The sequence below is a fragment of the Streptomyces lomondensis genome (genome assembly GCF_014651035.1).
GTDB classification, from domain to species: Bacteria; Actinomycetota; Actinomycetes; order Streptomycetales; family Streptomycetaceae; genus Streptomyces; species Streptomyces lomondensis.
Map to the genome: position 1 here is coordinate 127,218 of NZ_BMWC01000015.1, position 22,586 is coordinate 149,803.

A 22,586-nucleotide genomic window follows, 5' to 3' on the forward strand; every position below is an offset into this window, starting at 1 on the left:
AAGGGCCTCCGCCCGGACGTTCCCTGTGATGAACTGGGACGCGGTCCGAACATCCGTCTGTCCCGGGAGCCCTGTTGACCCTCAGCTACCGCCAGCCCGGAGTCGTCCTCACCGACCGACGCTTCACCGTCCCCCTCGACCACGACCGCCCCGAGGGCGAGACGATCGAGCTGTACGCCCGCGAGGTCGTCGCGACCGACAAGGCGCACCAGGACCTGCCGTGGCTGCTCTACCTCCAGGGCGGGCCCGGCTTCGGCGCGGACCGCTCCGTCGGCCGGCCGGGCTGGCTGGGCAGGGCCCTCAAGGAGTACCGGGTCCTCCTCCTCGACCAGCGCGGCACGGGTCACTCCACGCCCGCCAACCGCCAGACGCTCCCGCTGCGCGGCGGCCCCGCCGAACAGGCCGACTACCTCACGCACTTCCGCGCCGACGCGATCGTCCGCGACTGCGAGGCCATCCGCGCCGAGGTCACCGGCGGCGCCCCCTGGACCGTCCTCGGCCAGAGCTTCGGCGGCTTCTGCCTGACCACCTACCTGTCCCTCGCGCCCGAGGGCCTGGCCACCGCCGTCATCACCGGCGGGCTGCCCTCCCTGGACGCCCATGCCGACGACGTCTACCGGGCCGCCTTCCCGCGCGTCGAACGCAAGGTCACCGCCCACTACGCCCGCTACCCGCAGGACGCCGAGCGCGCCCGCCGGATCGCCGACCACCTCCTGAACCACGACGTGGTCCTGCCGGGCGGCTACCGGCTCACCGTCGAGGCCTTCCAGTCCCTCGGCATCGTCCTCGGCACCGGCGACGGCACCCACCGCCTCCACTACCTCCTCGAAGACGCCTTCGTGCGCACCCCGCAGGGCGCCACGCTCTCCGACGCCTTCCTGGAGCAGGCGCAGGGCATGCTGTCCTACGCCCGCCACCCCCTGTACGCCCTGATCCACGAGTCGATCTACGGCCAGGACGGCCGGCCCACCGCCTGGTCGGCCGAGCGGGTCCGCGCCGAGTTCCCGCAGTTCGACGCCGCCAAGGCCCTCGCGGGCGACGAACCGCTGCTGTTCACCGGCGAGTCGATCCACCCCTGGACGTTCGACTGCGACCCGGCCCTGCGCCCCCTGCGCGAGACCGCCGACCTGCTCGCCACCCGCACCGACTGGACGCCCCTGTACGACCCCGCCCGGCTCGCCGCCAACGAGGTACCGGTCGTGGCGGCCGTCTACCACGACGACATGTACGTCGACACGGCCCACTCCCTGCGCACCGCCCGCACGATCCGCGGCCTGCGCACCTGGATCACGGACGAGTTCGAGCACGACGGCATCCGCACCGGCGGCCCCCGGGTCCTCGACCGGCTGCTGGCGCTGGTGCGGGACGAGGCGTGATGCCGCGCCGGACGCGTGGCGATGCCGGTGGCGCCGATTAGTCTGCGGACATGACGACCACTCGACTCCAGCCCATGCCCGGCGACTGGCGGCGCGCCCTCGCGGTCGTGGCCCACCCGGACGACCTCGAGTACGGCTGCTCGGCGGCGATCGCGGCCTGGACCGACGAGGGCCGCGAGGTGGCCTACGTGCTGGCGACCCGGGGCGAGGCGGGCATCGACACCCTGGAGCCCGCGCGGTGCGGGCCGCTGCGGGAACGGGAACAGCGGGCGAGCGCGGCGGTGGTCGGCGTGTCGGAGGTGGAGTTCCTCGACCACAAGGACGGCGTCATCGAGTACGGCACCGCCCTGCGCCGCGACATCGCCGCCGCGATCCGCCGGCACCGGCCCGAGCTGGTCATCACGCTCAACCACCGGGACACCTGGGGCGGCGTCGCCTGGAACACCCCGGACCACGTGGCGGTCGGCCGCGCCACGCTCGACGCGGCCGGCGACGCCGGCAACCGGTGGATCTTCCCCGAACTCGTCGAGCAGGGCCTCGAACCCTGGGACGGCGTGCGCTGGGTCGCCGTCGCCGGTTCCAGCACACCCACGCACGCCGTGGACGCGACGCCCGGCCTGGAACGCGCCGTGCGCTCGCTGCTCGAACACCGCACCTACATCGAGGCGCTGACGGACGAGGACCCGGAGACGTACGTCCGCGGCTTCCTGACGCAGCACGCCGAGGCCATGGGGGAGCGGTTCGGGGGCAGGCCGGCGGTGGCGTTCGAACTGTTCGGCAGATGACGGGGGAGACCATGGCAGGCAGCGAGGAACTGGCCGACCGGTTCGAGGAGCACCGGGGGCGGCTGAAGGCGGTCGCCTACCGCATGCTCGGGTCACTGGCCGAGGCGGAGGACGCCGTCCAGGAGGCCTGGCTGAAGCTCAGCCGCACCGACGCGGACGACATCGAGAACCTCGGCGGCTGGCTCACCACCGTGACCGGCCGCGTCTGCCTGGACCTGCTGCGCTCGCGCGCCGCCCGCCGCGAGGAGCCGATGGACGACACCGTCGGCACGTTCGTCCCGGACCCCGTGCTCCGGCCCCTGGCGCACCTCGACCCGGCCGAGGAGGTGCTCCAGGCCGACTCGGTGGGCCTGGCCCTGCTGGTCGTGCTGGAGAACCTCGCGCCCGACGAGCGGCTCGCGTTCGTGCTGCACGACATGTTCGCCGTGCCGTTCGAGGACATCGCGCCGATCGTGGAGCGCGGCCCGGCCGCGACCCGGCAGCTGGCGAGCCGGGCCCGGCGCCGGGTGCGGGGCGCCACCCCGTCGGCCGAGCCCGACCTCGGCCGGCAGAAGGAGGTGCTCGACGCCTTCCTGGCCGCCGCGCGCGGCGGGGACTTCGAGGCGCTGCTCGCGCTGCTGCACCCGGACGTGGTGCTGCGGGCCGACTCGGGCGAACTGGTGCGCGGCGCGGCCGTGTCCAAGCTGGTCCAGGGCGCGAAGGCGGTCGCGGAACAGGCGCTCCTGTTCGCCCGGTTCGCGCAGTCCGCGGAACTGGCGCTGGTCAACGGCTCGGTCGGCGTGGTCAACGCGCCCGGGGGACGCGTGCAGTCGGTCATGGGGGTCACGATCGCCGACGGCCGGATCACCGGCATGTACATCCTGGCCGACCCCGAGCGTCTTGAGCGCCTGGCGGCGCCCGGCCTCGCGGGGTGACTCAGGCGACGACCAGCGGTCCGACGGCGCGGTGCGGGGCCACCACCCGCCCGTCCGGCAGGAGTGCGCCGGTGTCGTCGAAGACGATGGTGCCGTCGGACAGCAGGCTCCAGCCCTGTTCCGGGTGGGCCGAGACGATCACTGCGTCCTGACGGTCGGCGCTGTCGGGGGTGGGCATCGAAGGCTGGTGCGTGAGCATGACGTCTCTCCTCGGTCCGTACGGCTCCTGCCTGTTCGGCTGCTCCCTCAGTGGTAGCCGAACTTGTTTGCCGTTGTGTGAGGAGACCCCCACAGGGCCGGAAACTCATCGGTGAGTTCTCGTTCGTATGCTGAACACCATGCGAGATCATCAGGCAGCACGGGCGGAACTGCGCGGCGACTGCGAGCGGTGCTTCGGGCTGTGCTGCGTCGCCCTGCCCTTCGCCGCCTCGGCCGACTTCGCGGTCGACAAGGCCGCCGGCACGCCCTGCCGCAACCTCCGGGACGACCACCGCTGCGACATCCACGCCCGGCTCCGGCAGAAAGGATTCACCGGCTGCACGGTCTACGACTGCTTCGGCGCCGGGCAGCAGGTCTCGCAGGTCACCTTCGGCGGGCGGGACTGGCGGACCGGGCCGCCGGAGCAGGCCCGCCGCATGTTCGACGTGTTCCCGGTCGTCCGGCAGCTGCACGAGCTGCTCTGGTACCTGACCGAGGCACTCGCCCTGCCCGCGGCCCGCCCGATCCACGCCGAGCTGCGCAAGGCTCTGGAGAAGACCGAGGAACTCACCGGTGGGTCCCCCGAGGAGCTCGCCGCGCTGGACGTGGCGGCGCACCGCCAGGAGGTCAACGTCCTGCTGCTCAGGACGAGCGAGCTGGCCCGGGCCGGCACCAAGGGCCGCAGGAAGGACCGCCGGGGCGCGGACCTCATGGGCGCCCGCCTCAAGGGAGCCGACCTGCGCGGCGCCAGTCTCCGCGGCGCGTACCTCATCGCCGCCGACCTCACGGGCGCGGACCTGCGGGGCGCCGACCTGATCGGTGCCGACCTGCGCGACGCGGACCTCACGGACGCCGATCTGACCGGGGCGTTCTTCCTCACTCAGCCGCAGCTCAACGCGGCGCGGGGGAGCGCCGGGACCCGGCTGCCGGAGTCAGTCACCCGCCCCGGGCACTGGACAGCGCAGGTCTGAGGCCGGCTCCCGCACCGGGGCCCGGCGCTCGGGGCGCAGCCGCAGGCCCTCCGGCATCAGCGTCAGCCGCTCCGTCACGCGCAGCCGGTAGGCCGGGTCGGGCCGCAGCTCGTAGCGGCGCAGCAGCAGGCCGAGCACCAACGTCGCCTCGTGCAGCGCGAACTGGCGCCCGATGCACGCCCGGGCCCCCGTCCCGAACGGCTTGAAGGTGTGCGGGGCCCGGGACCGTACGGCCCGCGCCTCGAAGCGGTCCGGGTCGAACCGCTCGGCGTCCGGGCCCCACACCTCGGGGTCCCGGTGCAGCATCGGCGTCAGCACCAGCGCCCACGCCCCGCGCCGCATGGGGTGCTCGCCGGCCAGCACGGTGTCCTCCGTGGCCTCCCGGGCGAAGGCGGGCGCGGTGGGCCACAGCCGCAGCGACTCGTCCAGCACCCGGCGGACGTAGCGCAGCCTGGCCACCTGCTCGTAGGCCGGTGCCGCCGCGTCTCCCCACACGCGGTCCACCTCGGCGCGGGCCCGGGCCGCGACCTCGGGGTGCCGGGAGAGGTAGTGCAGGGCGAAGGAGAGCGCGCCCGACGTCGTCTCGTGGCCGGCGACGAGGAAGGTGATCACCTGGCGGCGCACGTTCCGCGGCTCAAGCCGCTCCCCGGTCTCGGGGTGAGCCGTCTCCAGCATCCGGTCGAGCAGGTCCCCGCCCCCCGGGCCGCCGGCGCGCCGGGCCCGGACCAGTTCGTCGACCGTGCGGTTGAGGTAGGCGATGTCGGCCGCGTTGCGCCGGCTCGCGCCGCGCAGCAGCAGGGGAGCCAGGGGGAAGGGCACGGTGTTGAGCCGCTGCGCGTAGGTCAGCGTGCCCACCATCGCGGTCACGAAGGGGTGCGGCCGGGAGCGTTCGAACGACCCGAAGTCGTGGCCGAATCCGGTGCGCGCGATCGTCTCCAGCGTCAGCTTGGTCATGTCGCCCGGCACGTCCACCGCCCGGCCCGTCGCCGCCGCCCGGTCCCAGTGCTCCGTCAGCCGCTCCGCGACGGCCAGCATCATCGGGTGGTAACCCGCCATGGCCTCGCGGCTGAATCCGGGGGCCAGCACGTCGTGCGCCAGCTGCCAGTTCGGTTCGTGGTTGTACGCCGTGAACAGGCCGTCCCCGGCGACCGGCCGCAGGTTGGCGATGCCGAGCCCCACGTGCTTGGCGAACCGCGACTCGTCCGCGAGGTCGGCCGCGTGCCGGGCGCCCCACACGAACACGAACTCCTTGCCGAAGGCCTTCCGCCGGAAGACCGGCCCGAGTTGCCGGGCGTAGCGCAGCGAGTCCTGGAGGGGAGTACGCCGGTTCACGCCCACCACGTCACCGAGCAGCGGGATCCGGCGCGGCGGGTGCGGAATGCGGTCCAGCTCCGGCCAGCCCAGCTCGGCACTCCGGAACCCCTTGGGCTGCCCGGCCCGTATCGGCGCCTCCGTCATGACGCGATCTCCCTTGATCCAGCGGCGGTTTCGCACGTGTTGTACGTGGGTTCAATAGCGCGCTTCAGTCTGGTCCGGCTGTTGAACCGGCGTCAAGTAAAGTGCGGGCATGGCCGCGAACCAGGGCGGGCGCACCCGCCGCCGGCTCAGCACCCAGGAGCGCCGGGAGCAGCTGCTGTCGGTCGGGGCGCGGCTGTTCTCGGAGAGCCCGTACGACGACGTGTGGATCGAGCAGGTCGCCGAGATCGCCGGCGTGTCGCGCGGGCTGCTGTACCACTACTTCCCGACCAAGCGGGACTTCTTCGCGGCGGTTGTCGAGCGCGAGAGCGAGCGGATGCTGCGTATGACGGCGGCGGTTCCCGGCGTCCCGGTGCGTGAGCAACTCGCGGACGGCCTCGACACGTTCCTGGAGTACGTCCGGACCCACGCCCACGGCTACCGCGCCTTCCATCGCGCCGACGCGGCCGGGGACCAGGCGGTGCGGCGGGTCTACCAGCGGGCCCTGGCCGCGCAGGAGCGGCAGATCCTCGCGGCACTTGCCGCGGATCCCGAGTTCGGTCCGGCCTTCGAGGAGCGGCCCGAGGTGCGGCTCGCCGTGCGCGGCTGGCTGGCGTTCACCACGGCCGTCTGCCTGGAGTGGCTGCGCGGCACGGAGTTGAGCCGGGAACAGGTGCGCGAGCTGTGTGCGCGCGCCCTGCTGGGCGTCCTCGCGCCCTGAAAGGTCTCGCAAAGATCGCGCGACGAGGTTGGCGCACACCCTGATCTTCGATAGGTTAGGTGAGGCTTACCTAAGGAGGTCTGGGATGGGTGACGACAGCCACAGCTGGACGGCGGGCCCCGCCGCGGCGGAACGGGCGCGCTCGGTGCTCGCCGCCGCGTGGTCCTGCTCCGTGACCGCGGAGGGCACGCGGGAGGAGCTGGTCGGCGCGCACACGGTGGCCGAGGACGGCCGGGTGCTCGTGGAGGTGCCCGAGGACAGCGCCCTGCTCGCGGCCGCGATCTGCGCGCCCCGCGGCGAGCCGTCCGCGGTGCTGGAGTTCGCGGACGTGTCGCCCGTCCCCGTGCGCAACCGGATCCGCGCCCGGCTCTGGCTCGCGGGCTGGTTCGCCGTCGAGGAGGGCCGACTGGCCTTCACACCCACGCGGGTGGTGCTGCGGCAGCCGTCCGGTGCCGTGGTCGTGGACCTCGACGAGTTCGCCGCCGCCGCCCCCGACCCGCTCACCACGGCCGAGGCACGGCTGCTGACCCACCTCGCCGACTGCCACGCCGACGCGGTCGAGCGGCTCACCCGCCTCGTCGACTCCGACAGCCTGCACGGCGCGGTCCGCGTCCAGCCGCTCGCCGTCGACCGGCACGGACTCACCCTGCGCATCGAACGCGCCCGCGCCCACGGCGACGTACGCCTGGCGTTCCACCGGCCCGCCGACGACGTCGCGCAGCTCACCGAGCGCATGCACGTCCTGCTCGGCCAGGCCAGCGCCGCGTCCTGCCCCCGGGCACTACAGCGGCAGCGCACAGACGGCGACGGGTGAGGGAAAGGGGTCGCCGGCCCGCCGCAGGGCGCCGCTCGCCCCGTCCACGTGGAAGACGGTCACGGTGCCGGACTTCTGGTTCGCCGCGAACAGCAGCGTGCCCTCCGGCGAGAGGGCGATCTGGCGCGGGAAGTCCCCGTCCACCGGCACCGTGTCCAGCAGCCTGAGCCGGGCGCCGTCCGCCTCGACCGCGTAGCGCGTGAGGCTGTTGTCGCCGCGGTTGGCGAGATAGGCGTACCGGCCGTTCGGGGTCACCACGATCTGCGCCGGGTAACTGGTGCCAGGGCCCGTGCCCGTGGACTGCGCCGCGCCGACGCGCACCCGCCCGGAGGCCGGGTCGTACGAGCAGACCGCCACCGTGTTGTCGACCTCGTTGGCGAGGTAGGCGTACCGGCCGCCGGGGTGGAACGTGAGATGGCGCGGGCCGGCGCCCGGCCGGGCCTGCGCCCGCCCGGCCTCGGTGAGCGTGCCGGCCTTCTCGTCGAGCCGGTACGTGTAGACGGTGTCCGTCCCCAGGTCGACGGCGAGGACATGGCCTCCGTCGGGGCTCGTGATGATCTGGTGGGCGTGCGGGCCCTCCTGGCCGGGCCCGGGCGGCGGACTGGAGTGCCGGACGAGGTCCGTGCGCTCGCCGAGGGCTCCCGAGGCGTCGATCGGATGCACGGAGACACTGCCCGAGCCGTAGTCGGCGCTGAGCAGCCAGCGTCCGCCCGGATGCACCGACAGATGGCACGGGGCCGCGCCCCCGGTGCTCCGACTGCCCAGGATCTTCCGGTCGGAGAGCCGGACGGCGGTCACGGCGCCGTCCTCGCGCTCGTTCACGGCGTAGAGCGTGCGGCGGTCGGGGTGGATCGCGAGGTACGACGGGTCGCCGACCCCGGTGAGCGTGCCGGTGCCGGTGATCCGGCCCGTCGCCGGGTCGTACGTGGCCAGGCCGATGCCCTTGCCGCCACCCTCGGCCGACGTGTAGGTGCCGAGGTAGAGGGGGCGGGGACCGGAGGGCCGCCGGGCCGAGCGGGACGGGCTCCTGCTCGACTCGCGGGCCGGTGGCGCGGCGGGCTCGGGTGCCTGGTCACAGGCCGGCAGCGCCGCCGCGGCGGACCCTCCCGCCAGCGCGCCGACGAACCGGCGCCTGCTCCAGCCAGCACTGTCCATGTCGCCCCTCAGGTCGTCACTCGTCCCCGTCGCGACAGCCACCTTGGCGTGGATCACCCGTCGGGTGCAACAAAGGCACGTGGCGTTGCGGCAGGTGCAACACGACTCGGGGGTTGACCAGTCCCCGTTCTCTTCCTCAGCGAGAACGCCCGCCGACCCCGGTCCGGTTCCGCCACAGCTGCTCCTGAACGCCCAGGCGCTCGCGCAGCCGCGTCAGGCGCGGCATCCGCACGCGCTGCTCGCGCGACACCCGGTCCAGTTCCTCCAGCAGGCGACGCGTGCGGTGCTCGGTGTCGAGCTCGTCCAGGACCCGGTTGACCTCCGTCAGGACGGCCCCCGCGAGCTGCCAGTTCCGGGGGTCGCGCTCGGCTTCCTGGCGCAGCAGCATGGCCAGCTTGTCGCGGGTGCCCGCCGCCGTGCGCAGTTCCGCGGCGAGACGTTCCTCCGCCGACTCGGCGCTGGCGCTGAGGTGGGTGGTGACCAGCACCGCGAAACTCACCACGGCGTCGGCGATCTCGGACAGCAGCTGCTCCAGCGTGGCGCCCGTCTCCGCCTCGAACAGCGGCTTCGGCTCCCGCTCCTTCGCCAGGTCGGTGAGCGAACGGGCCAGCACGCGCAGGACGACCGTGCAGATCTCCAGCGTGTCCAGGCCGGTGCGCAGCACCACCCGGTGCAGCAGTCCCTCCCGTACGCGCGGGTTGAGTCGCAGACTGTCCTCGGCCTGCCGGAGGGCGGCGTCCACCTCGACGATGTCGTGGTCCAGGCGGCGCGCCTCGTGCAGCTGCTCCGCCGCGCGGTCGACGGGCGTACGGCCGGCGGAGGCCTCCTCGCCCAGGCGCAGCATCAGCTGCCGCAGCCGGCGCGCCAGGCCCTCGATCGACTCACCGGCCTCCTCCACCCACACCGGCGGAGCCAGCAGCAGGTTGCAGCCGAGCCCCACGACCGCGCCGATCAGCGTCTCCAGGACCCGGGCCCAGGCGGTGTCCCCGACGGTGGTGACGCCGAGGACGAGCATCGCGCTGATCGCGACCTCGGGGACGTACTCCTCCACCCGGACCAGCCGGCCCACGGCCAGCGCGGCCACGATCAGCAGGGCCAGGCTCCACCACGTCAGGCCCACCAGCAGGCTGAACGCGATGGCGACCAGGACCCCGGTCACCACGGCGTTCACCCGCCGGAAGCTGTTGGTGAGCGTGGCGTACAGCGTCACCTGGACCACCAGCAGGGCCGTCAGGGGAGCGGTGAGGGGTGCCTTCTCCGGGCTCAGCCGCAGCGCGATGACGTAGGCGATCGTCGCCGCGGTCGCCGACCGCAGCGTCTGGACGACCACGGGATCGCGGCGCTTCTTCAGGACCCGCGTGGCGTGCGCCGTCCACTCACGTACCTCTCGCATCCTCGGGCTGTTCCCCTTCCCCTGGCGCATCGAACGTATCCATGCAGGACGTTAATGCCCTGGGAAAACGCGGGCGACCGAGGGCGGTCAGGCGGACAGCTTGTCGAGGAAGGCGGCCAGGTGGCCCGTGGTCCGGTCGATCTGTTCCGCCAGGGTGAGGCTCTCCTCGAACCGGGCCCCGGTCTCCGGCACCTTCTTGCCGCGCAGGTACAGCGAACAGGCGAGGTCGGTGCACATGTACAGGCCGACGGAGTTCCCCTCGCGGCCGGCCGCCCCCGCCTTCCTCGCGGTCATCAGCGAGACACCGCCCCGCGGGTGCGTCGTCAGGCACAGCGAGCACATGCTGCGGTGCAGGAACCCGCGCTGCGCGGCCTGGAACCGCATCGCCACCCCGACGAGCCGCCCCGCGCGCTCGGTCACCAGATAACTCCGGTCGGGCGCCCCGGGATCCCGCCACCCGAGAAAGTCGAGGTCGTCCCAGGGGCGCTCGGCGAGGTCCCGGGGCACGGCCAGGCGCTTGGCCTCTCCCTTGGAGCAGTTGACAAAGGAGTTGCGGATGTCCTGCTCGGTGAGTGATCTCATGGGAGGGCTCCTGGTCGCTGTTTTCCGAAACCTAGGGGTCCTAGGTTTCCGTTCCGGGTCAGGGTAGACATCGGCGGCTAGGGGGAGCCAGTGGATTTCCGCGGGGTGGTCGGTACGTGTGCCCGGGCGGCGCTGCGCCATGTGGCGGCCCGCTCGGCGGGGCCCGCCGTCGACGCGCGCCTGCGCGTCACACTGAACTTCCATCCGGACCGGACGGCACGCGGCCGGCCCGTCCTCGCGGCGCTGGCACAGGACGGCAAGTACCACTCGCAGTTCGTCACCGGCACCAGCAACGGTGGTCTCACAGCCCACCCCGGGGGCGACCGGTGGCGCTGGGAGAGCAGGATCTTCGGGGGCGCGTACGACGACGCGGCCGGGCACGAGCGGCCCGTGTACGGCGCCCTGAACTTCCGCCGGCAAGTGGTCGGCGCGGCACCCCGGTTCGGCTCCTCGCACTTCCGGCTGCGCGCCGCGACCCTGGCCCGCGCCACGTTCTGCTACCCCGACAGCGCCGCCGAGCCGGCCCACTTCGGCGTCGCGGCCCGGATGTCACTGATCGCGCTGGCCGAGGCGGACGAACAGGACGCCCTCAACGACTACATCGAGGCACATGTGCACGGCGGCGTCGACCTCGCCCGCGACGTGGAGGCCCTGGTGCTGGACGCCTGCTACCGCGGCACACCCGTCGAGACGGCTGCCCGGCGGCTGCCCTGCCCCGTCGAGTGGCACCCCGGCTACCGGCTCACGGTGGCCGCGCTGAGGGGCCACGGCGATTACCGCGGGCAGGAGTACGCCGAGCTGGGCGCCCGGATCGCCCGGGACGGCCTCGTCGATCCCCGGGCCATCGGCGACGCCGCCCGCACCGGCAGGTACGACGCGCAGGACCTCAAGATGGTCTGGCACACCCTCGCCCGCTTCGGTGCCCCGGAGGGCGCCGGCACGGCCTACTCGGGGACGGCGGCCTCCGGTGGCCAGACCCCGGGCCTGAGTACCCCCACCGCGTAGGCCCGGGCCACCAGTTCCGTGCGGTTGGCGGCGTTCCAGCGGGACGACAGCCGGCGCAGGTGGTAGGTCACGCCGTCGGCGGAGAGGCCGGTCTCCCGGGCCGCCCGGGCCGTGGTGGCGCCGCCGGCCAGGAGGGCGAGGATCCGGGCCTCCACCGGGGTGACCCGGGCCTGTCCGGCGGGCGCGTCCGCACCGGGCCGCTCGCGTTCGCCCTCCACCCGCAGCATCACCAGCAGCGCCGGCGTGTCCTCCACTGTGTCGCTCACCGGGTCCGCCGTCAGCTCCCCGTACCGTTCCGCGCCGCCGGGCGCCCGCCAGCGCACCGACACCTGGTAGCGCGAGCGGTGCCGCAGCCGCAGCGCCTCGGCGATCCGCTCCACCTGCGTCGCCTCCCGCGGGCTGAACAGGTCCAGCACGTCACGGCCGCGCAGCCGCCCCGGCGTCGTACCGCACTCCGCGGCCATCGCCGGGTTGGCGAGCAGCACCGCGCCGTAGACGTCGCACACCGCGACCGGCATCGCAACCCGGTCGAAGAGGAGCAGGGCGCGGTTGCGCCACACGACGGCCTCCAGCCGGGCCAGGTCCATGAGCCTCTCCTGCCACGCCGGGCCGCTCCCGCGCAAGAGCGACGCGTCTGCTTGCACTACACAATCATGTAGGACCGCGGCATCGTCCGCCGGGTCCCGTGGATCACGCTGGATCGCAGTACTTCCGTACCGCGAAAGGCAGTTGCCGCGTCATGCCCCCCACCGGACAGACTCCCCCCACCGCAGACTCCCTCCCCGGCGTCCCCGTCGCGGACATCTCCGCCACCGGACCCGGCGGCGCTCCCATCCAGCAGGCCATGGACCTGATGCGCGAGCACGGGCCCGTCTTCGTGCGGCGGCTGTACGGGCGGGACACCCTGTTCGTGGGCGACCTGGACCTCGTGGCCGACCTCGCGGACGAGCAGCGGTTCGCCAAGCACATCGGGCCCGGTCTGGAGAACGTCCGCGAGTTCGCCGCCGACGGCCTGTTCACGGCGTACAACGACGAGCCGAACTGGGCCAAGGCGCACGACATCCTCATGCCCGCCTTCGCGCTGGGCTCGATGCGGACGTACCACCCCGTGATGCTGGAGGTGGCCCGCCGGCTCATCGCGTCCTGGGACCGCGACGCCCGCGCCGGCCGGCCCGTCGACGTGCCCGGCGACATGACCCGCATGACGCTCGACACCATCGGACTGGCCGGGTTCGGCTACGACTTCGGGTCCTTCGACCGGGCCGAGCCGCACCCCTTCGTCGAGTCCATGGTCCGCTGCCTGGAGTGGAGCATGACCCGCCTCGCCCGCGTCCCGGGCAAGGACTACTCGGCGGCGGACGCGGCCTTCCACGACGCCGCCGCCTACCTCGCCCAGGTCGTCGACGAGGTCATCGCCGCCCGCACCGGCACCGACCAGAGCCAGGCCGACGACCTCCTCGGCCTGATGCTCACCGCCGAGCACCCGGCCGACGGCACCACCCTCGACGCCGCCAACATCCGCAACCAGGTCATCACCTTCCTGATCGCCGGCCACGAGACCACCTCCGGCGCCATGTCCTTCGCCCTGTACTACCTCGCCAAGCACCCCACCGCGCTCCAACTGGTGCAGCGCGAGGTCGACGAGCTGTGGGGCGACCGGGCCGACCCCGAGCCGACGTACGACGAGGTCGGCAAGCTGACCTACACCCGCCAGGTCCTCAACGAGGCGCTCCGGCTGTGGCCCACGGCCGCCGTGTTCGCCCGGCAGGCCCGCGAGGACACCCTGCTCGGCGGCCGCATCCCGCTGCGCGCCGGGCAGTCCGCCCTGGTCCTCACGCCGATGCTGCACCGGCAGCCCGTCTGGGGCGACAACCCCGAGCTGTTCGACCCCTCCCGCTTCACGCCCGAGGCGGAGGCCGAGCGCCCGGTGCACGCCTTCAAGCCGTTCGGCACCGGCGAGCGCGCCTGCATCGGACGCCAGTTCGCGCTGCACGAGGCGACCATGCTGCTGGCCATGCTCGTCCACCGCTACCGGCTGCGCGACCACGCCGGCTACCGGCTCACCGTCAAGGAGACCCTCACCCTCAAGCCCGAGGGCTTCACCCTCACGCTCGCCCCGCGCACCTCCGCCGACCGCGTCCACCCGCCGCTGCCCGGCGCCGCCCAGGTCAAGAGCCCCGAGTCGGCCGAGCCGCAGGGCCTGCCCGCCCGCGTCCGCCCCGGCACCGCCGCCCTCTTCCTGCACGGCAGCAACTACGGCACCTGCCGCGACTTCGCCGCCCAGCTCGCCGACGAGGCCGCCGCGATCGGCTGCGAGACCCAGGTGGCACCCCTGGACGCCTACGCCGCCGGCCTGCCCACCGACCGGCCCGTGGTCATCACGGCCGCCTCCTACAACGGCCGCCCCACCGACGACGCCACCGCCTTCGCCGCCCGGCTGGAAGAAACCCACGACCTGACCGGCGTGACGTACGCCGTCCTCGGCGTCGGCGACCGCAACTGGGCCGCCACCTACCAGCACGTCCCCACCCGGATCGACGAGCGGCTCGCCGCGTCCGGCGCCGCCCGCCTGCTGGAGCGCGCCGCCGCCGACGCCTCCGGCGACCTCACCGGCACCGTCCGGGAGTTCACGGCCGCCCTGCGCACCGCCCTCCTGGAGCGGTACGGCGACCCCGACGCCACCGCCCCGGACGCCGACGAGCCCACGGCCGCCTACGAGGTCCGCACCCTGACCGGCGGCCCGCTGGACGCCCTCGCCGAACGGCACGGGCTCGTCCCCATGCGGGTCACCGAGGCCCACGACCTCACCGCGCCCGGCCACCCCCGCCGCAAGCGGTTCGTCCGCGTCGCCCTGCCGGACGGCGTCACCTACCGCACGGCCGACCACCTCACCGTGCTGCCCGCCAACGCCCCGGACCTCGTCACCCGCGCCGCCGCCGCGCTCGGCGCCGACCTCGACACCGTCCTGGACATCCGCCCCACCCGCCCGCGCCGCGACGGCATCGCCGTGGACCGGCCCGTGACGGTACGACAGCTCCTCACCCACCACGTGGAGTTGCAGGAGCGCCCGACCGCCGGGCAACTGGCCGCGCTCGCCGCCGCCAACCCGTGCCCGCCCGAGCGCACGGCCCTGGCCGCCCTCACCGACGACCCGCGTACCCTCGTCGAGATCCTCGAGGACCACCCGGCCCTGCGCGGCGCCCTGGACTGGCCGAGCCTCCTCGACCTCCTCACCCCGCTGCGCCCCCGCCACTACTCCATCTCCTCCTCGCCCGCCGCCGACCCCGGTCATGTGGACCTGATGGTGTCGCTGCTCCAGGCACCGGCCCGCTCGGGCAAGGGCGTCTACCGGGGGACCGGGTCCGGCTACCTGGCGACCGTCGAGCCCGGCGACACGGTGTACGCGCGTGTGCAGCCCTGCCGGGAGGCCTTCCGCATCGATGCCGCCGACCGCTCCGCACCGGTCGTCATGGTCGCGGCGGGCACCGGCCTCGCCCCGTTCCGAGGCGCGATCGCCGACCGCACGGCGGCCCTCGCGGCCGGTGCCGAACTCGCCCCCGCCATCTGCTACTTCGGCTGCGACGCCCCCGACGCGGACTTCCTGCACGCCGAGGAGCTGCGCGCCGCCGAGACCGCCGGCGGCGTCTCCCTGCGGCCCGCCTTCAGCGCGGCCCCCGAGGGCGAGGTGCGGTTCGTGCAGCACCGCATCGCCGCCGAGGCCGAGGAGGTCTGGGCGCTGCTGGACGCCGGAGCGCGGGTGTACGTCTGCGGCGACGGTGCGCGAATGGCGCCCGGGGTGCGGGAGGCGTTCCGTACCCTGTACCGCAAGCACACGCCGGACGCCGACGAGCGGGCCGCCGAGCAGTGGCTCGACGGGCTGATCGCGGACGGGCGTTACGTCGAGGACGTGTACGCGGCCGGCTGACCGGAGCGAAGGGGAGGGGTGGGCACACGGTGGTGGACTCCTGGGAACGGGCCCGGCACGTCCTGAAGGAGGCGGGCCTGGACCCCGGCGGCCTCGCCCACCTCGCCCCGCTGACCGGCGGCACGTACAACACGGTCGAGGAACTCCGCCTCACCGACGGCAGCCGCTACGTGCTGAAGATCCCGCCCGCGGCGACCGTCCCCGGCCTGCGGCACGAGCGCCGACTGCTCGTGTCGGAGGCCGAGTTCTACCGCGCGGCCGCCCGCGTCGGGGTCCCCGCGCCGCGGCTGGTGTCCCTGGGCGACGACTTCCTGCTGATGACGGCCTGCCCGGGCGACGCATGGGACGACTCGCTCACGGACCGGGAACGGACCGCGCTGCGCACGGAGCTGGGACGCCAGGTGGCCCGGCTGCACGCGGTGACGGGCCCCGCCTACGGCTACCCCTCCGGCGCCCTCGGCCCGCTCGCCCCCGACTGGCGGACCGCGTTCGCGACGATGTTCGACGCCGTCCTTGACGACGCCCGGCGCTACGGCGCCCGGCTGCCCCGCCCCGCCGACGAGGTGGCCCGTACCGCCCGGTCCGCGTACGGCGCCCTCGACGAGGTCACCGTCCCCTCCCTCGTCCACTTCGACCTGTGGCGGGGCAACATCCTGATCGACCGCTCGGACGGCGACGCCCGCCTCGGCGGCCTCATCGACGGCGAGCGCATGTTCTGGGGCGACCCCCTGGCCGACTTCGTCTCCCTGGCGCTGCTGGGGGACATCAGGAAGGACGAGGCGTTCCTGGCGGGCTACCGGGAGGCCGGCGGCCGGGCCCACTTCAACGCCCCGGCCCGCCTCCGCCTCGCCCTGTACCGCGCCTACCTCTACCTGATCATGATCAGCGAGACGGTCCCGCGCGAGGTCGGCGCGGAACAGGAGCGCTGGGTACAGGACACGGTGGCCCCGGAACTCCTCGCGGCCCTGGCCGAGATCGAGGAGGTCCTCGCCGACCCCGCCGGTTAGCCGGGCCGGCCCTACCCGGCACCGGCAGCCCGCGCGGAGCGCGCACCGCGCTGAGGTTTCTCTGCTCACGGCGGAGGTACTCGCGTGGCGCCCGGTCGAGCGAAGGGAGTACGCCGTGACCGACCACCGCCTCGAAGCACCCGGCGAGAACGGTGAGCCCGTCCCGAGGGACATGCCGGACCAGCAGGCCGACGCCGGCGAGGACCCGTGGGAGGTCGCACCGCGCTTCACGGGCACCGGCAAGGACGAGAAGGACCAGGCAGACGAGCCGGACGAGGCCGACGAGCCGACCGGTGACGTCCCCGACACGGACGAAGCGGGGACGGGCCGGCAAGGAGCGCCGCGCTCGGGGACGGTTCACCCCGAGCACCCGGTGCCGGACGAGCCCTCCGCCTGAGCGGCGGGGGTCCCTGAACACCGAGGGCCGCAGCCGGCTGTGGGGGTCGGCTGCGGCCCTCGGGCATGCCCTCGTGCGGGGTCCTCCTGCGCGGTGTCCTCGGGCGTCGGGATCAGCCCACCTTGCGGCCCCGCAGCGGCTCCGTCGGCGCGCCCGCACCCTGCTGGAGGCCCTCCAGGAACTCCTCCAGCACCTCCGTCGCCGTCCGCTCCGGCTGCCAGCCCAGTTCCGTACGGGCGCGCGTGGAGTCCATCAGGGGCAGGCGCAGCACCGCGTCGAACAGGTGCGGGGAGGCGGGCAGCAGATGCAGGCCCCAGGCGGCAGCGATCGCCGACCGGGCCGCGGTACGCGGCAGCCGCACGGGCCGCGCGCCGAGCATCTCGCCCAGCAGCCGCGCATCGACCGCCGGCTCGGCCGCCAGGTTGAAGGCGCCCCGGACGTCGGAGTGCACCGCCAGCCGGTACGCGTGCGCCGCGTCGTCCGTGTGCAGCGCCTGCACCCGCAGCCCCGGGATGTCGGGCAGGAACGGCAGCAGCTCCGGGCGGGCCAGCGGGCCGGGCAGGAAGCGCCCGCCGAAGATGCGGCGCTGCTCGCTCGCGGACTCCCGCTTGAAGAGGAAGGCGGGGCGCATCCGCACCACCCGCGTCTCGGGGTGGTCGCGCTCGAACGTGTCCAGCGCACGCTCCAGATAGGCCTTCTCCCGGCAGTACGCGGCGTCCGGCCAGCCGTGCGTCGGCCACGACTCGTCGACCGCCTCGTCCTTCGGGCCCGGTGAGTACGCCCCGACCGACGAGGCGTGCACCAGCGCCGACACCCCCGCGGCGGCCACCGCCTCGAACACCCGCATGCTGCCGAGCACATTGGTGCGCCAGGTCGCCGCCGGGTCGTGCGTCGGCTGGAACGCCCAGGCCAGATGGACCACCGCGTCGGCGTCCGTGAACCGCTCCACCAGATCGGACTGCTCGGAGGCCAGGTCGACCGCGGACCAGTCCGTCTTCGGCGGCGACCACTCGGGGATCCGCCGGGCCAGACCCAGCACGGACGCGACCCCCGGGTCCTCCGAGAGGAGGCGCACCACGCTGGTGCCCACGTTGCCGGTGGCGCCCGTGACGACGACTTTCTTGCCCGTTACGCTGCTCACCTTCCGCTCCTCTCGGCCGCGTGCCGCGTGATTCCGCGAGAGGGGGACGAGTACCCGGGTTGCGGGGATTGCACGTGGACGGGGCTCGCAGGCGGTCAGGCGGACAGAGAGAAGCCCCGGCCGGACGGGGGAATCACGGCCGGGGCGGCTGGTGAGGGGGTGCGTTCACGGGGGAGACCCCGTCGGATCCGGCTGGGTCCCCTGCGCACCCACATCTCGTTCAACGGGCAACCAACTCTGGGAGTTCCGCGTTCGGCGCCCTGCCCGGTGAGGTGCGTCACTGCCCCCGGTCCTCCGGAACGGTCTCGGCCCAGAGGTTCTCCGCCTGCAGCAGCAGCGTGCCCAGGACCGCCGTGTGCGCGGCGCCCTCCTCGGCGTGCCGGCGCAGTGTGACCTGCAGCTCCTCGTGCAGCTCCCGCATCGCCTGCTCGGTCTCGCCGTCCGGACGGCCGGCCAAGCTGCCGTGGAGCAGACTGTCCGCGTCCGCGCGGCAGGCGTCCCCGACCAGCTCCAGCAGACGCGCGTACGAGCGCAGGGCCGGGCCCTCCGGCGGGGCGGGCGCCCGGCTGTCGTCGACGGACACGGCCAGGGCCCGGGTCAGCGCGGTGACGTGCCCGGTGACCCGGGCGAACCGCTCGTCCTCGTCCACCGGCGGCAGCACACCCCTGTGCGGTACGCGGTGCAGGGCGCGCAGCGGAGCATAGGTCAGGCGCAGACTCTCCTGGCTCCAGCGGCGCGCCGAGCGCAGCGCCTCCAGCCGGCGGTCCAGGCGTGCCGAGGCGGTGAGCCAGCCGGCGGCGGTCTCCGCGTCCCAGTCGCCCTCGCGCAGATCGGCGGCGACGGTGTGCAGGACGTCGCCCGCCTCCCGGGCGAGCGCCGCGAGGTTCTCCCGTACGTCCCGCAGGTGGATCGGCGGCAGGACGAACGCGTTGACGGCGACGCCGATGACGGCACCCAGCGCGGCCTGACCCACCCGGTGCCCCACGCCGGACAGGCTCACCGTGCCCGCGGCGAGGGTGAACAGGGCCGTGGTCGCCGCGTAGATGCCCTGGTCGCCGAAGCGGGGCCAGTTCGCGAGCAGCATCAGCACCGGTACGGACAGGGCGAGCGCGCCGGTCGTGTCGCCGGTGATCGCCTGCGCCCCGGAGGCCAGCAGGGTGCCGACGCAGATCGCCCCGAACTGGCGCGCGCCCTGCATCAGCGAGCTGTAGACGGTGGCCTGCACCAGCACCAGCGCCACCCACGGTGCCATCAGCGCCAGCGGATCTCCCATCCAGACGCCGCCCACCAGCCACGCCAGCACCGCCGCCGCGGCGGCCTTCAGCGACTGGACGACGAGATCCCGTTCCCGCCCGGGCCCGTTCCAGGCGGCCCGCAGGGCGTCCCAGGCGGCGCGTGTATCCCGCCGCACGGCGTCCACCGGCCGCACGGCGCGCACCCCCTGCTCCAGGGCGCGGATCCGCCCGCCCGCCGATGCCGCTTCCCCGGTTCGCGCCCCCGAGGCCGCCCCCGTGCCGTCCTGCGCCCGCACGCTGCCCCTCCCTCGGCTCCCTCGGTTCCCTCGGCGGAAGGCCCCGGCCGTCCGCCGTACCGCACTCGTCACACGCGTCATGCGCTGCGGGGTACCGCGTGCCCGGGGGTTTCACGCCGTCCCGTGCCGAGCGGACCGTGTCTCACGCCAGCGGGCCGTCCCCAAGGGAGGCCAGGAGGTGCGCGGGGTCGGCGTAGATTGTGTCCGCGCCGGACTTCTCCAGGTCCGTGCGCGGGATGCCGCCGCACAGCACGCCCACACAGCGCACCCCGGCCCGGCTGCCCGCGCGCATGTCCCACACGGTGTCGCCGACGAACACCGCCCGCTCCGCGGGCACCCCGGCCAGCTCCAGGGCGTGCTCGACCGGCTCGGGGGACGGCTTGCCCTGGTCGACGTCGTCGGCACTGGCCGTGGCGGCGATGGCGTCGTCCGCGTCGATGGCCCGGCGCAGCGCGCTCAGCTCCGCGCCGCCCGCCGAGGTGGCCAGCACCACCGTCCAGCCCTCCCGGTGCAGGCGCCGCAGCAGCGCACCGGCCTCCGGCAGCGCGGGCAGCCGGTCGAAGTACTGCCCGTACAGCGCCTTGTGGGCGGCGCTGAGCGCGGCGTCCTGGTCCTGGTCCCGGTCGTCGCCGAGCAGGTGGGCGACGAGATCGGTGGAGGCCAGCCCCACGGCCCGGTGGATCGCGTGCATCGGCACGTCGTGGCCCGCCTGCCGGAACGCCTCCCACCAGGTCACGACGTGCAGATGGTTGGTGTCGACCAGCGTGCCGTCGACGTCGAACACGGCCGCCCGTTGCGCGTGTGCCATGCGTGCAGTCCCTTCCTCTCGGGCCGCGCGGGTACCACGTCAGCCGCCCGCCACGCCGGACGGCACCCGCCGCTCGCGCGTCCAGGCCAGCAGCTCGTCGAGGGACCACGTCGTCACCACCCGCTCGGGCGGCACCCCGCACTCCTCCGCCCGCGCACACCCGTTGATCTGCCAGTCCAGCTGCCCCGGCGCGTGCGCGTCGGTGTCGACGGAGAACAGCACCCCCGCGTCCACGGCCCGGCGCAGCAGCCGCCGCGGCGGGTCGAGCCGCTCCGGCCTGCTGTTGATCTCCAGGGCCGTGCCCGTCTCCGCGAGCGCCGCGAACACCTCGTCCGCGTCGAACTCCGACTCCGGCCGCCCCCGCCCGGTCAGCAGCCGCCCCGTGCAGTGCCCGAGCACGTCCGAGTGCGGATCACGTACGGCGGCCACCATCCGCCGGGTCATCGACCGGGCGTCCATCCGCAGCTTGGAGTGCACCGACACCACCACGACGTCGAGCCGGTCCAGCAGCTCCGGCTCCTGGTCGAGCGAGCCGTCCTCGAGGATGTCGCACTCGATGCCGGTCAGCAGCCGGAACGGCGCCCAGGTCTCGTTCAGCTCCGCCACCACGTCCAGCTGCTCGCGCAGCCGCTCGGCCGACAGGCCGCGGGCCACCGTCAGACGCGGCGAGTGATCGGTCAGCGCCGCCCACTCGTGGCCCAGCGCGGCGGCGGCCCGGCCCATCTCCTCGATCGGGCTGCCGCCGTCCGACCAGTCGGAGTGCAGATGGCAGTCCCCGCGCAGCAGCGCCCGCAGCCCCTCGCCGCCCCGCACGGCCCGCTGCTCGCCCGCCTCGCCCTCCAGCTTCGACAGATAGCCGGGCACCTGGCCCGCCAGCGCCTCCCGCACCACCTGCGCGGTCTTCGGGCCGACCCCCTTGAGCTTCTCCAGCGAACCGTCCGCCGCCCTGCGGCGCACCTCGTCCTCGCCCAGCTCCGTCAGCACCCGGGCCGCCGTGCGGAAGGCGCGCACGCGGTACGTCGGTGCCAGGGACCGCTCCAGCAGGAAAGCGATCCGGTCCAGTGCCTCGACGGGGTCCATCGCCACCTCCACCTCAAGGGTTCCCCAGCGCCCGGCGGGCCGCACGACGGGCCTGCCGTTTGCCCGCTGCCCACCCGGGTACTGCGATGCCTCGTCCCGCCCCGCGCCGACGAGGAGGCCCGTCATGTCCGCCCCCACCGCGTCCACCGGCAAGGTCGCCGTGATCACCGGCGCCGACTCCGGCATCGGCCGGGCCACCGCCGTACGCCTCGCCGAGGCCGGCCTGGACGTCGGCATCACCTGGCACAGCGACCACAAGGGAGCGGAGGAGACCGCGGAGGAGGTCCGGGCCCACGGGCGGCGGGCCGAGGTCGCCCAGATGGACCTCACCCGGCTGCCCGACGCCGCGGGCACCGTCGACGAGCTGTGCGAGCGCCTCGGCCGTATCGACGTGCTGGTCAACAACGCCGGCACCGGCACCATGACGCCCTTCCTCGACCTGGAGCTGTCCACCGTGCGCGAGGTCCTCGACGTCGACCTCGTCGGCCCGTTCCTGTGCGGGCAGAAGGCGGCCCGGCACATGATCCGGCAGGGCGACGGCGGCCGGATCGTCAACGTCACGTCCGTCCACGAGCACCAGCCGCGCGTGGGCGCCGCGCCGTACTGCGCCGCCAAGGGTGGGCTCGGCCTGCTCACCCAGGTCATGGCGCTCGAACTCGCCGAGCACGGCATCACCGTCAACGCCGTCGCGCCCGGCGAGATCTCCACACCGATGACCGGGCAGGAGGACACCGACCCGCACACCGAGTCCCGCCCCGGCATCCCGCTCGGCCGGCCCGGCGACGCCCGCGAGGTCGCCGCCGTCATCGCCTTCCTCGCCGGGCCGGACGCCTCGTACGTCACCGGCGCCTCCTGGAGCGTCGACGGCGGCATGCTGCGGATGGGCCCGCAGGCCGGCTCCCACCTCACCGGCGACGCCTGGCGCCGCCCCTGAGCGGGCGGCGGTGAGACCGCGCACCACCTGGGCACCGACGGCGACCCCTCGGCCGCTGACCTGAACACCGCGCTACCGCCGGTTCCGCTCTACGCTCGATGCATGACCGAAATCTCGAGCCCGTACATAGCGCGCCCCCGGATCATGGTGCTCGGGGTACAGCCGGGCACACCGCCGTTCCGGATCGTGGAGATCGACGGCCAGGTGGTCGGTGAGGCCAGGGCCGTCACTGACGTCCTGGCGGCCGCGGCCGCGTTCGGCATCACGGTCCACGACCTGGACGACCCGGACGTGGTCCGCTGGGTCGGCGGCGACAAGTTCACCTGGACCGTGCACTAGGGCCTGTCGTTTGGATCACGCCGCAGACGCGGGGTCTGGCACGCGCATCTGCCGC

22 protein-coding genes are annotated in these 22,586 nt (G+C 74.1%); 12 read left to right on the forward strand and 10 right to left on the reverse strand.

All coding sequences use genetic code 11. From position 1 onward, the window contains the following. The first annotated feature begins 74 nt into the window (after positions 1-74). Genes IE255_RS34740 through sigJ form a run of 3 tightly spaced genes read left to right on the forward strand, consistent with a single transcriptional unit; the run spans position 75 to position 3,075 of the window. On the forward strand, positions 75-1,376 hold the full coding sequence (locus tag IE255_RS34740) for an alpha/beta fold hydrolase (protein WP_190054398.1): 1,302 nt from the start codon (positions 75-77) through the stop codon (positions 1,374-1,376). Between the two features lie 50 nt (positions 1,377-1,426). Continuing rightward, a complete protein-coding gene (locus IE255_RS34745; RefSeq protein ID WP_190054399.1) occupies positions 1,427-2,161 on the forward strand; it encodes a PIG-L deacetylase family protein in 735 nt (244 codons plus the stop codon). Between the two features lie 11 nt (positions 2,162-2,172). Then, positions 2,173-3,075, forward strand: a complete 903-nt coding sequence (gene sigJ, locus IE255_RS34750) for an RNA polymerase sigma factor SigJ (protein ID WP_190054400.1) — start codon at positions 2,173-2,175, stop codon at positions 3,073-3,075. Between the two features lies 1 nt (position 3,076). Here the strand turns inward: sigJ and IE255_RS34755 are convergent, their stop codons facing one another. After that, positions 3,077-3,274, reverse strand: coding sequence for a DUF5999 family protein (locus IE255_RS34755; RefSeq protein WP_190054401.1), 198 nt, complete (start codon positions 3,272-3,274; stop codon positions 3,077-3,079). A 127-nt stretch (positions 3,275-3,401) separates the two neighbouring features. On the opposite strand from IE255_RS34755, the gene IE255_RS34760 reads away from it, so the two are divergent. After that, positions 3,402-4,244, forward strand: a complete 843-nt coding sequence (locus tag IE255_RS34760; RefSeq protein WP_190054402.1) for a pentapeptide repeat-containing protein — start codon at positions 3,402-3,404, stop codon at positions 4,242-4,244. On the opposite strand, the gene IE255_RS34765 is transcribed toward IE255_RS34760, so the two are convergent. Continuing rightward, positions 4,206-5,702, reverse strand: a complete 1,497-nt coding sequence (locus tag IE255_RS34765) for a cytochrome P450 (protein WP_190054403.1) — start codon at positions 5,700-5,702, stop codon at positions 4,206-4,208. The two genes, IE255_RS34760 and IE255_RS34765, sit on opposite strands and share 39 nt — an antisense overlap. A 109-nt stretch (positions 5,703-5,811) precedes the next feature. Here IE255_RS34765 and IE255_RS34770 point away from each other — a divergent pair, with 109 nt between their 5' ends. Further along, positions 5,812-6,420, forward strand: a complete 609-nt coding sequence (locus IE255_RS34770) for a TetR/AcrR family transcriptional regulator (RefSeq protein ID WP_190054404.1) — start codon at positions 5,812-5,814, stop codon at positions 6,418-6,420. 85 nt (positions 6,421-6,505) lie between these two features. Next, positions 6,506-7,234, forward strand: a complete 729-nt coding sequence (locus IE255_RS34775) for a DUF2470 domain-containing protein (protein ID WP_190054405.1) — start codon at positions 6,506-6,508, stop codon at positions 7,232-7,234. Here the strand turns inward: IE255_RS34775 and IE255_RS34780 are convergent. The 3 genes from IE255_RS34780 to IE255_RS34790 form a co-directional block, all read right to left on the reverse strand. Continuing rightward, positions 7,202-8,389 carry a lactonase family protein gene (locus IE255_RS34780; protein ID WP_190054406.1) on the reverse strand — a complete coding sequence of 396 codons (1,188 nt, stop codon included), beginning with the start codon at positions 8,387-8,389 and terminating at the stop codon, positions 7,202-7,204. The two genes, IE255_RS34775 and IE255_RS34780, sit on opposite strands and share 33 nt — an antisense overlap. Before the next feature lie 136 nt (positions 8,390-8,525). Continuing rightward, complete coding sequence (locus IE255_RS34785; RefSeq protein ID WP_190054407.1) at positions 8,526-9,782, reverse strand: FUSC family protein; 1,257 nt, start codon at positions 9,780-9,782, stop codon at positions 8,526-8,528. An 87-nt stretch (positions 9,783-9,869) separates the two neighbouring features. Then, on the reverse strand, positions 9,870-10,364 hold the full coding sequence (locus tag IE255_RS34790) for an FBP domain-containing protein (RefSeq protein ID WP_190054408.1): 495 nt from the start codon (positions 10,362-10,364) through the stop codon (positions 9,870-9,872). Positions 10,365-10,454: 90 nt separating this feature from the next. Here IE255_RS34790 and IE255_RS34795 point away from each other — a divergent pair, with 90 nt between their 5' ends. Beyond that, entirely contained in the window at positions 10,455-11,369 is a 915-nt protein-coding gene (locus tag IE255_RS34795; protein ID WP_190054409.1) for a DUF3626 domain-containing protein, read from the forward strand. Here the strand turns inward: IE255_RS34795 and IE255_RS34800 are convergent. Further along, entirely contained in the window at positions 11,309-11,956 is a 648-nt protein-coding gene (locus tag IE255_RS34800; RefSeq protein WP_190054410.1) for a PAS domain S-box protein, read from the reverse strand. The two genes, IE255_RS34795 and IE255_RS34800, sit on opposite strands and share 61 nt — an antisense overlap. 152 nt (positions 11,957-12,108) lie before the next feature. On the opposite strand from IE255_RS34800, the gene IE255_RS34805 reads away from it, so the two are divergent. The 3 genes from IE255_RS34805 (at position 12,109) to IE255_RS34815 (ending at position 16,698) form a co-directional block, all read left to right on the forward strand. Further along, on the forward strand, positions 12,109-15,294 hold the full coding sequence (locus IE255_RS34805) for a cytochrome P450 (RefSeq protein WP_190054411.1): 3,186 nt from the start codon (positions 12,109-12,111) through the stop codon (positions 15,292-15,294). Between the two features lie 29 nt (positions 15,295-15,323). Beyond that, the gene (locus tag IE255_RS34810; protein ID WP_190054412.1) at positions 15,324-16,301 is read left to right on the forward strand and encodes a phosphotransferase family protein; all 978 of its coding nucleotides are present in this window, start codon (positions 15,324-15,326) and stop codon (positions 16,299-16,301) included. Between the two features lie 115 nt (positions 16,302-16,416). After that, positions 16,417-16,698 (forward strand): hypothetical protein, encoded by a 282-nt coding sequence (locus IE255_RS34815; protein ID WP_190054413.1) that lies wholly within the window; start codon positions 16,417-16,419, stop codon positions 16,696-16,698. 112 nt (positions 16,699-16,810) lie between these two features. Here the strand turns inward: IE255_RS34815 and IE255_RS34820 are convergent, their stop codons facing one another. The 4 genes from IE255_RS34820 to IE255_RS34835 all read right to left on the reverse strand — a co-directional run bounded on the left by IE255_RS34820 (position 16,811) and on the right by IE255_RS34835 (position 21,258). Beyond that, the gene (locus tag IE255_RS34820; RefSeq protein WP_190054414.1) at positions 16,811-17,839 is read right to left on the reverse strand and encodes an SDR family oxidoreductase; all 1,029 of its coding nucleotides are present in this window, start codon (positions 17,837-17,839) and stop codon (positions 16,811-16,813) included. A 277-nt stretch (positions 17,840-18,116) separates the two neighbouring features. Further along, positions 18,117-19,277, reverse strand: a complete 1,161-nt coding sequence (locus tag IE255_RS34825; protein WP_372487621.1) for an FUSC family protein — start codon at positions 19,275-19,277, stop codon at positions 18,117-18,119. A 235-nt stretch (positions 19,278-19,512) separates the two neighbouring features. Continuing rightward, the gene (locus IE255_RS34830) at positions 19,513-20,178 is read right to left on the reverse strand and encodes an HAD family hydrolase (protein WP_190054416.1); all 666 of its coding nucleotides are present in this window, start codon (positions 20,176-20,178) and stop codon (positions 19,513-19,515) included. Between the two features lie 39 nt (positions 20,179-20,217). After that, the gene (locus IE255_RS34835) at positions 20,218-21,258 is read right to left on the reverse strand and encodes a PHP domain-containing protein (RefSeq protein WP_190054425.1); all 1,041 of its coding nucleotides are present in this window, start codon (positions 21,256-21,258) and stop codon (positions 20,218-20,220) included. A gap of 124 nt (positions 21,259-21,382) precedes the next feature. On the opposite strand from IE255_RS34835, the gene IE255_RS34840 reads away from it, so the two are divergent. Together IE255_RS34840 and IE255_RS34845 are read left to right on the forward strand one after the other, a co-directional pair. Continuing rightward, a complete protein-coding gene (locus tag IE255_RS34840) occupies positions 21,383-22,192 on the forward strand; it encodes an SDR family oxidoreductase (RefSeq protein WP_190054417.1) in 810 nt (269 codons plus the stop codon). Between the two features lie 102 nt (positions 22,193-22,294). Further along, positions 22,295-22,531, forward strand: coding sequence for a hypothetical protein (locus IE255_RS34845; protein ID WP_190054418.1), 237 nt, complete (start codon positions 22,295-22,297; stop codon positions 22,529-22,531). The last annotated feature ends 55 nt before the right edge of the window (positions 22,532-22,586 follow it).

Coding starts and splice junctions, on each gene's coding strand:
- IE255_RS34745 (WP_190054399.1), top strand. CDS start 1,427: ATGACGACCACTCGACTCCAGCCCATGCCCGGCGACTGGCGGCGCGCC.
- sigJ (WP_190054400.1), top strand. CDS start 2,173: ATGGCAGGCAGCGAGGAACTGGCCGACCGGTTCGAGGAGCACCGGGGG.
- IE255_RS34755 (WP_190054401.1), bottom strand. CDS start 3,274: ATGCTCACGCACCAGCCTTCGATGCCCACCCCCGACAGCGCCGACCGT.
- IE255_RS34760 (WP_190054402.1), top strand. CDS start 3,402: ATGCTGAACACCATGCGAGATCATCAGGCAGCACGGGCGGAACTGCGC.
- IE255_RS34765 (WP_190054403.1), bottom strand. CDS start 5,702: ATGACGGAGGCGCCGATACGGGCCGGGCAGCCCAAGGGGTTCCGGAGT.
- IE255_RS34770 (WP_190054404.1), top strand. CDS start 5,812: ATGGCCGCGAACCAGGGCGGGCGCACCCGCCGCCGGCTCAGCACCCAG.
- IE255_RS34775 (WP_190054405.1), top strand. CDS start 6,506: ATGGGTGACGACAGCCACAGCTGGACGGCGGGCCCCGCCGCGGCGGAA.
- IE255_RS34780 (WP_190054406.1), bottom strand. CDS start 8,389: ATGGACAGTGCTGGCTGGAGCAGGCGCCGGTTCGTCGGCGCGCTGGCG.
- IE255_RS34785 (WP_190054407.1), bottom strand. CDS start 9,782: ATGCGAGAGGTACGTGAGTGGACGGCGCACGCCACGCGGGTCCTGAAG.
- IE255_RS34790 (WP_190054408.1), bottom strand. CDS start 10,364: ATGAGATCACTCACCGAGCAGGACATCCGCAACTCCTTTGTCAACTGC.
- IE255_RS34800 (WP_190054410.1), bottom strand. CDS start 11,956: ATGGACCTGGCCCGGCTGGAGGCCGTCGTGTGGCGCAACCGCGCCCTG.
- IE255_RS34805 (WP_190054411.1), top strand. CDS start 12,109: ATGCCCCCCACCGGACAGACTCCCCCCACCGCAGACTCCCTCCCCGGC.
- IE255_RS34830 (WP_190054416.1), bottom strand. CDS start 20,178: ATGGCACACGCGCAACGGGCGGCCGTGTTCGACGTCGACGGCACGCTG.
- IE255_RS34835 (WP_190054425.1), bottom strand. CDS start 21,258: ATGGACCCCGTCGAGGCACTGGACCGGATCGCTTTCCTGCTGGAGCGG.
- IE255_RS34840 (WP_190054417.1), top strand. CDS start 21,383: ATGTCCGCCCCCACCGCGTCCACCGGCAAGGTCGCCGTGATCACCGGC.
- IE255_RS34845 (WP_190054418.1), top strand. CDS start 22,295: ATGACCGAAATCTCGAGCCCGTACATAGCGCGCCCCCGGATCATGGTG.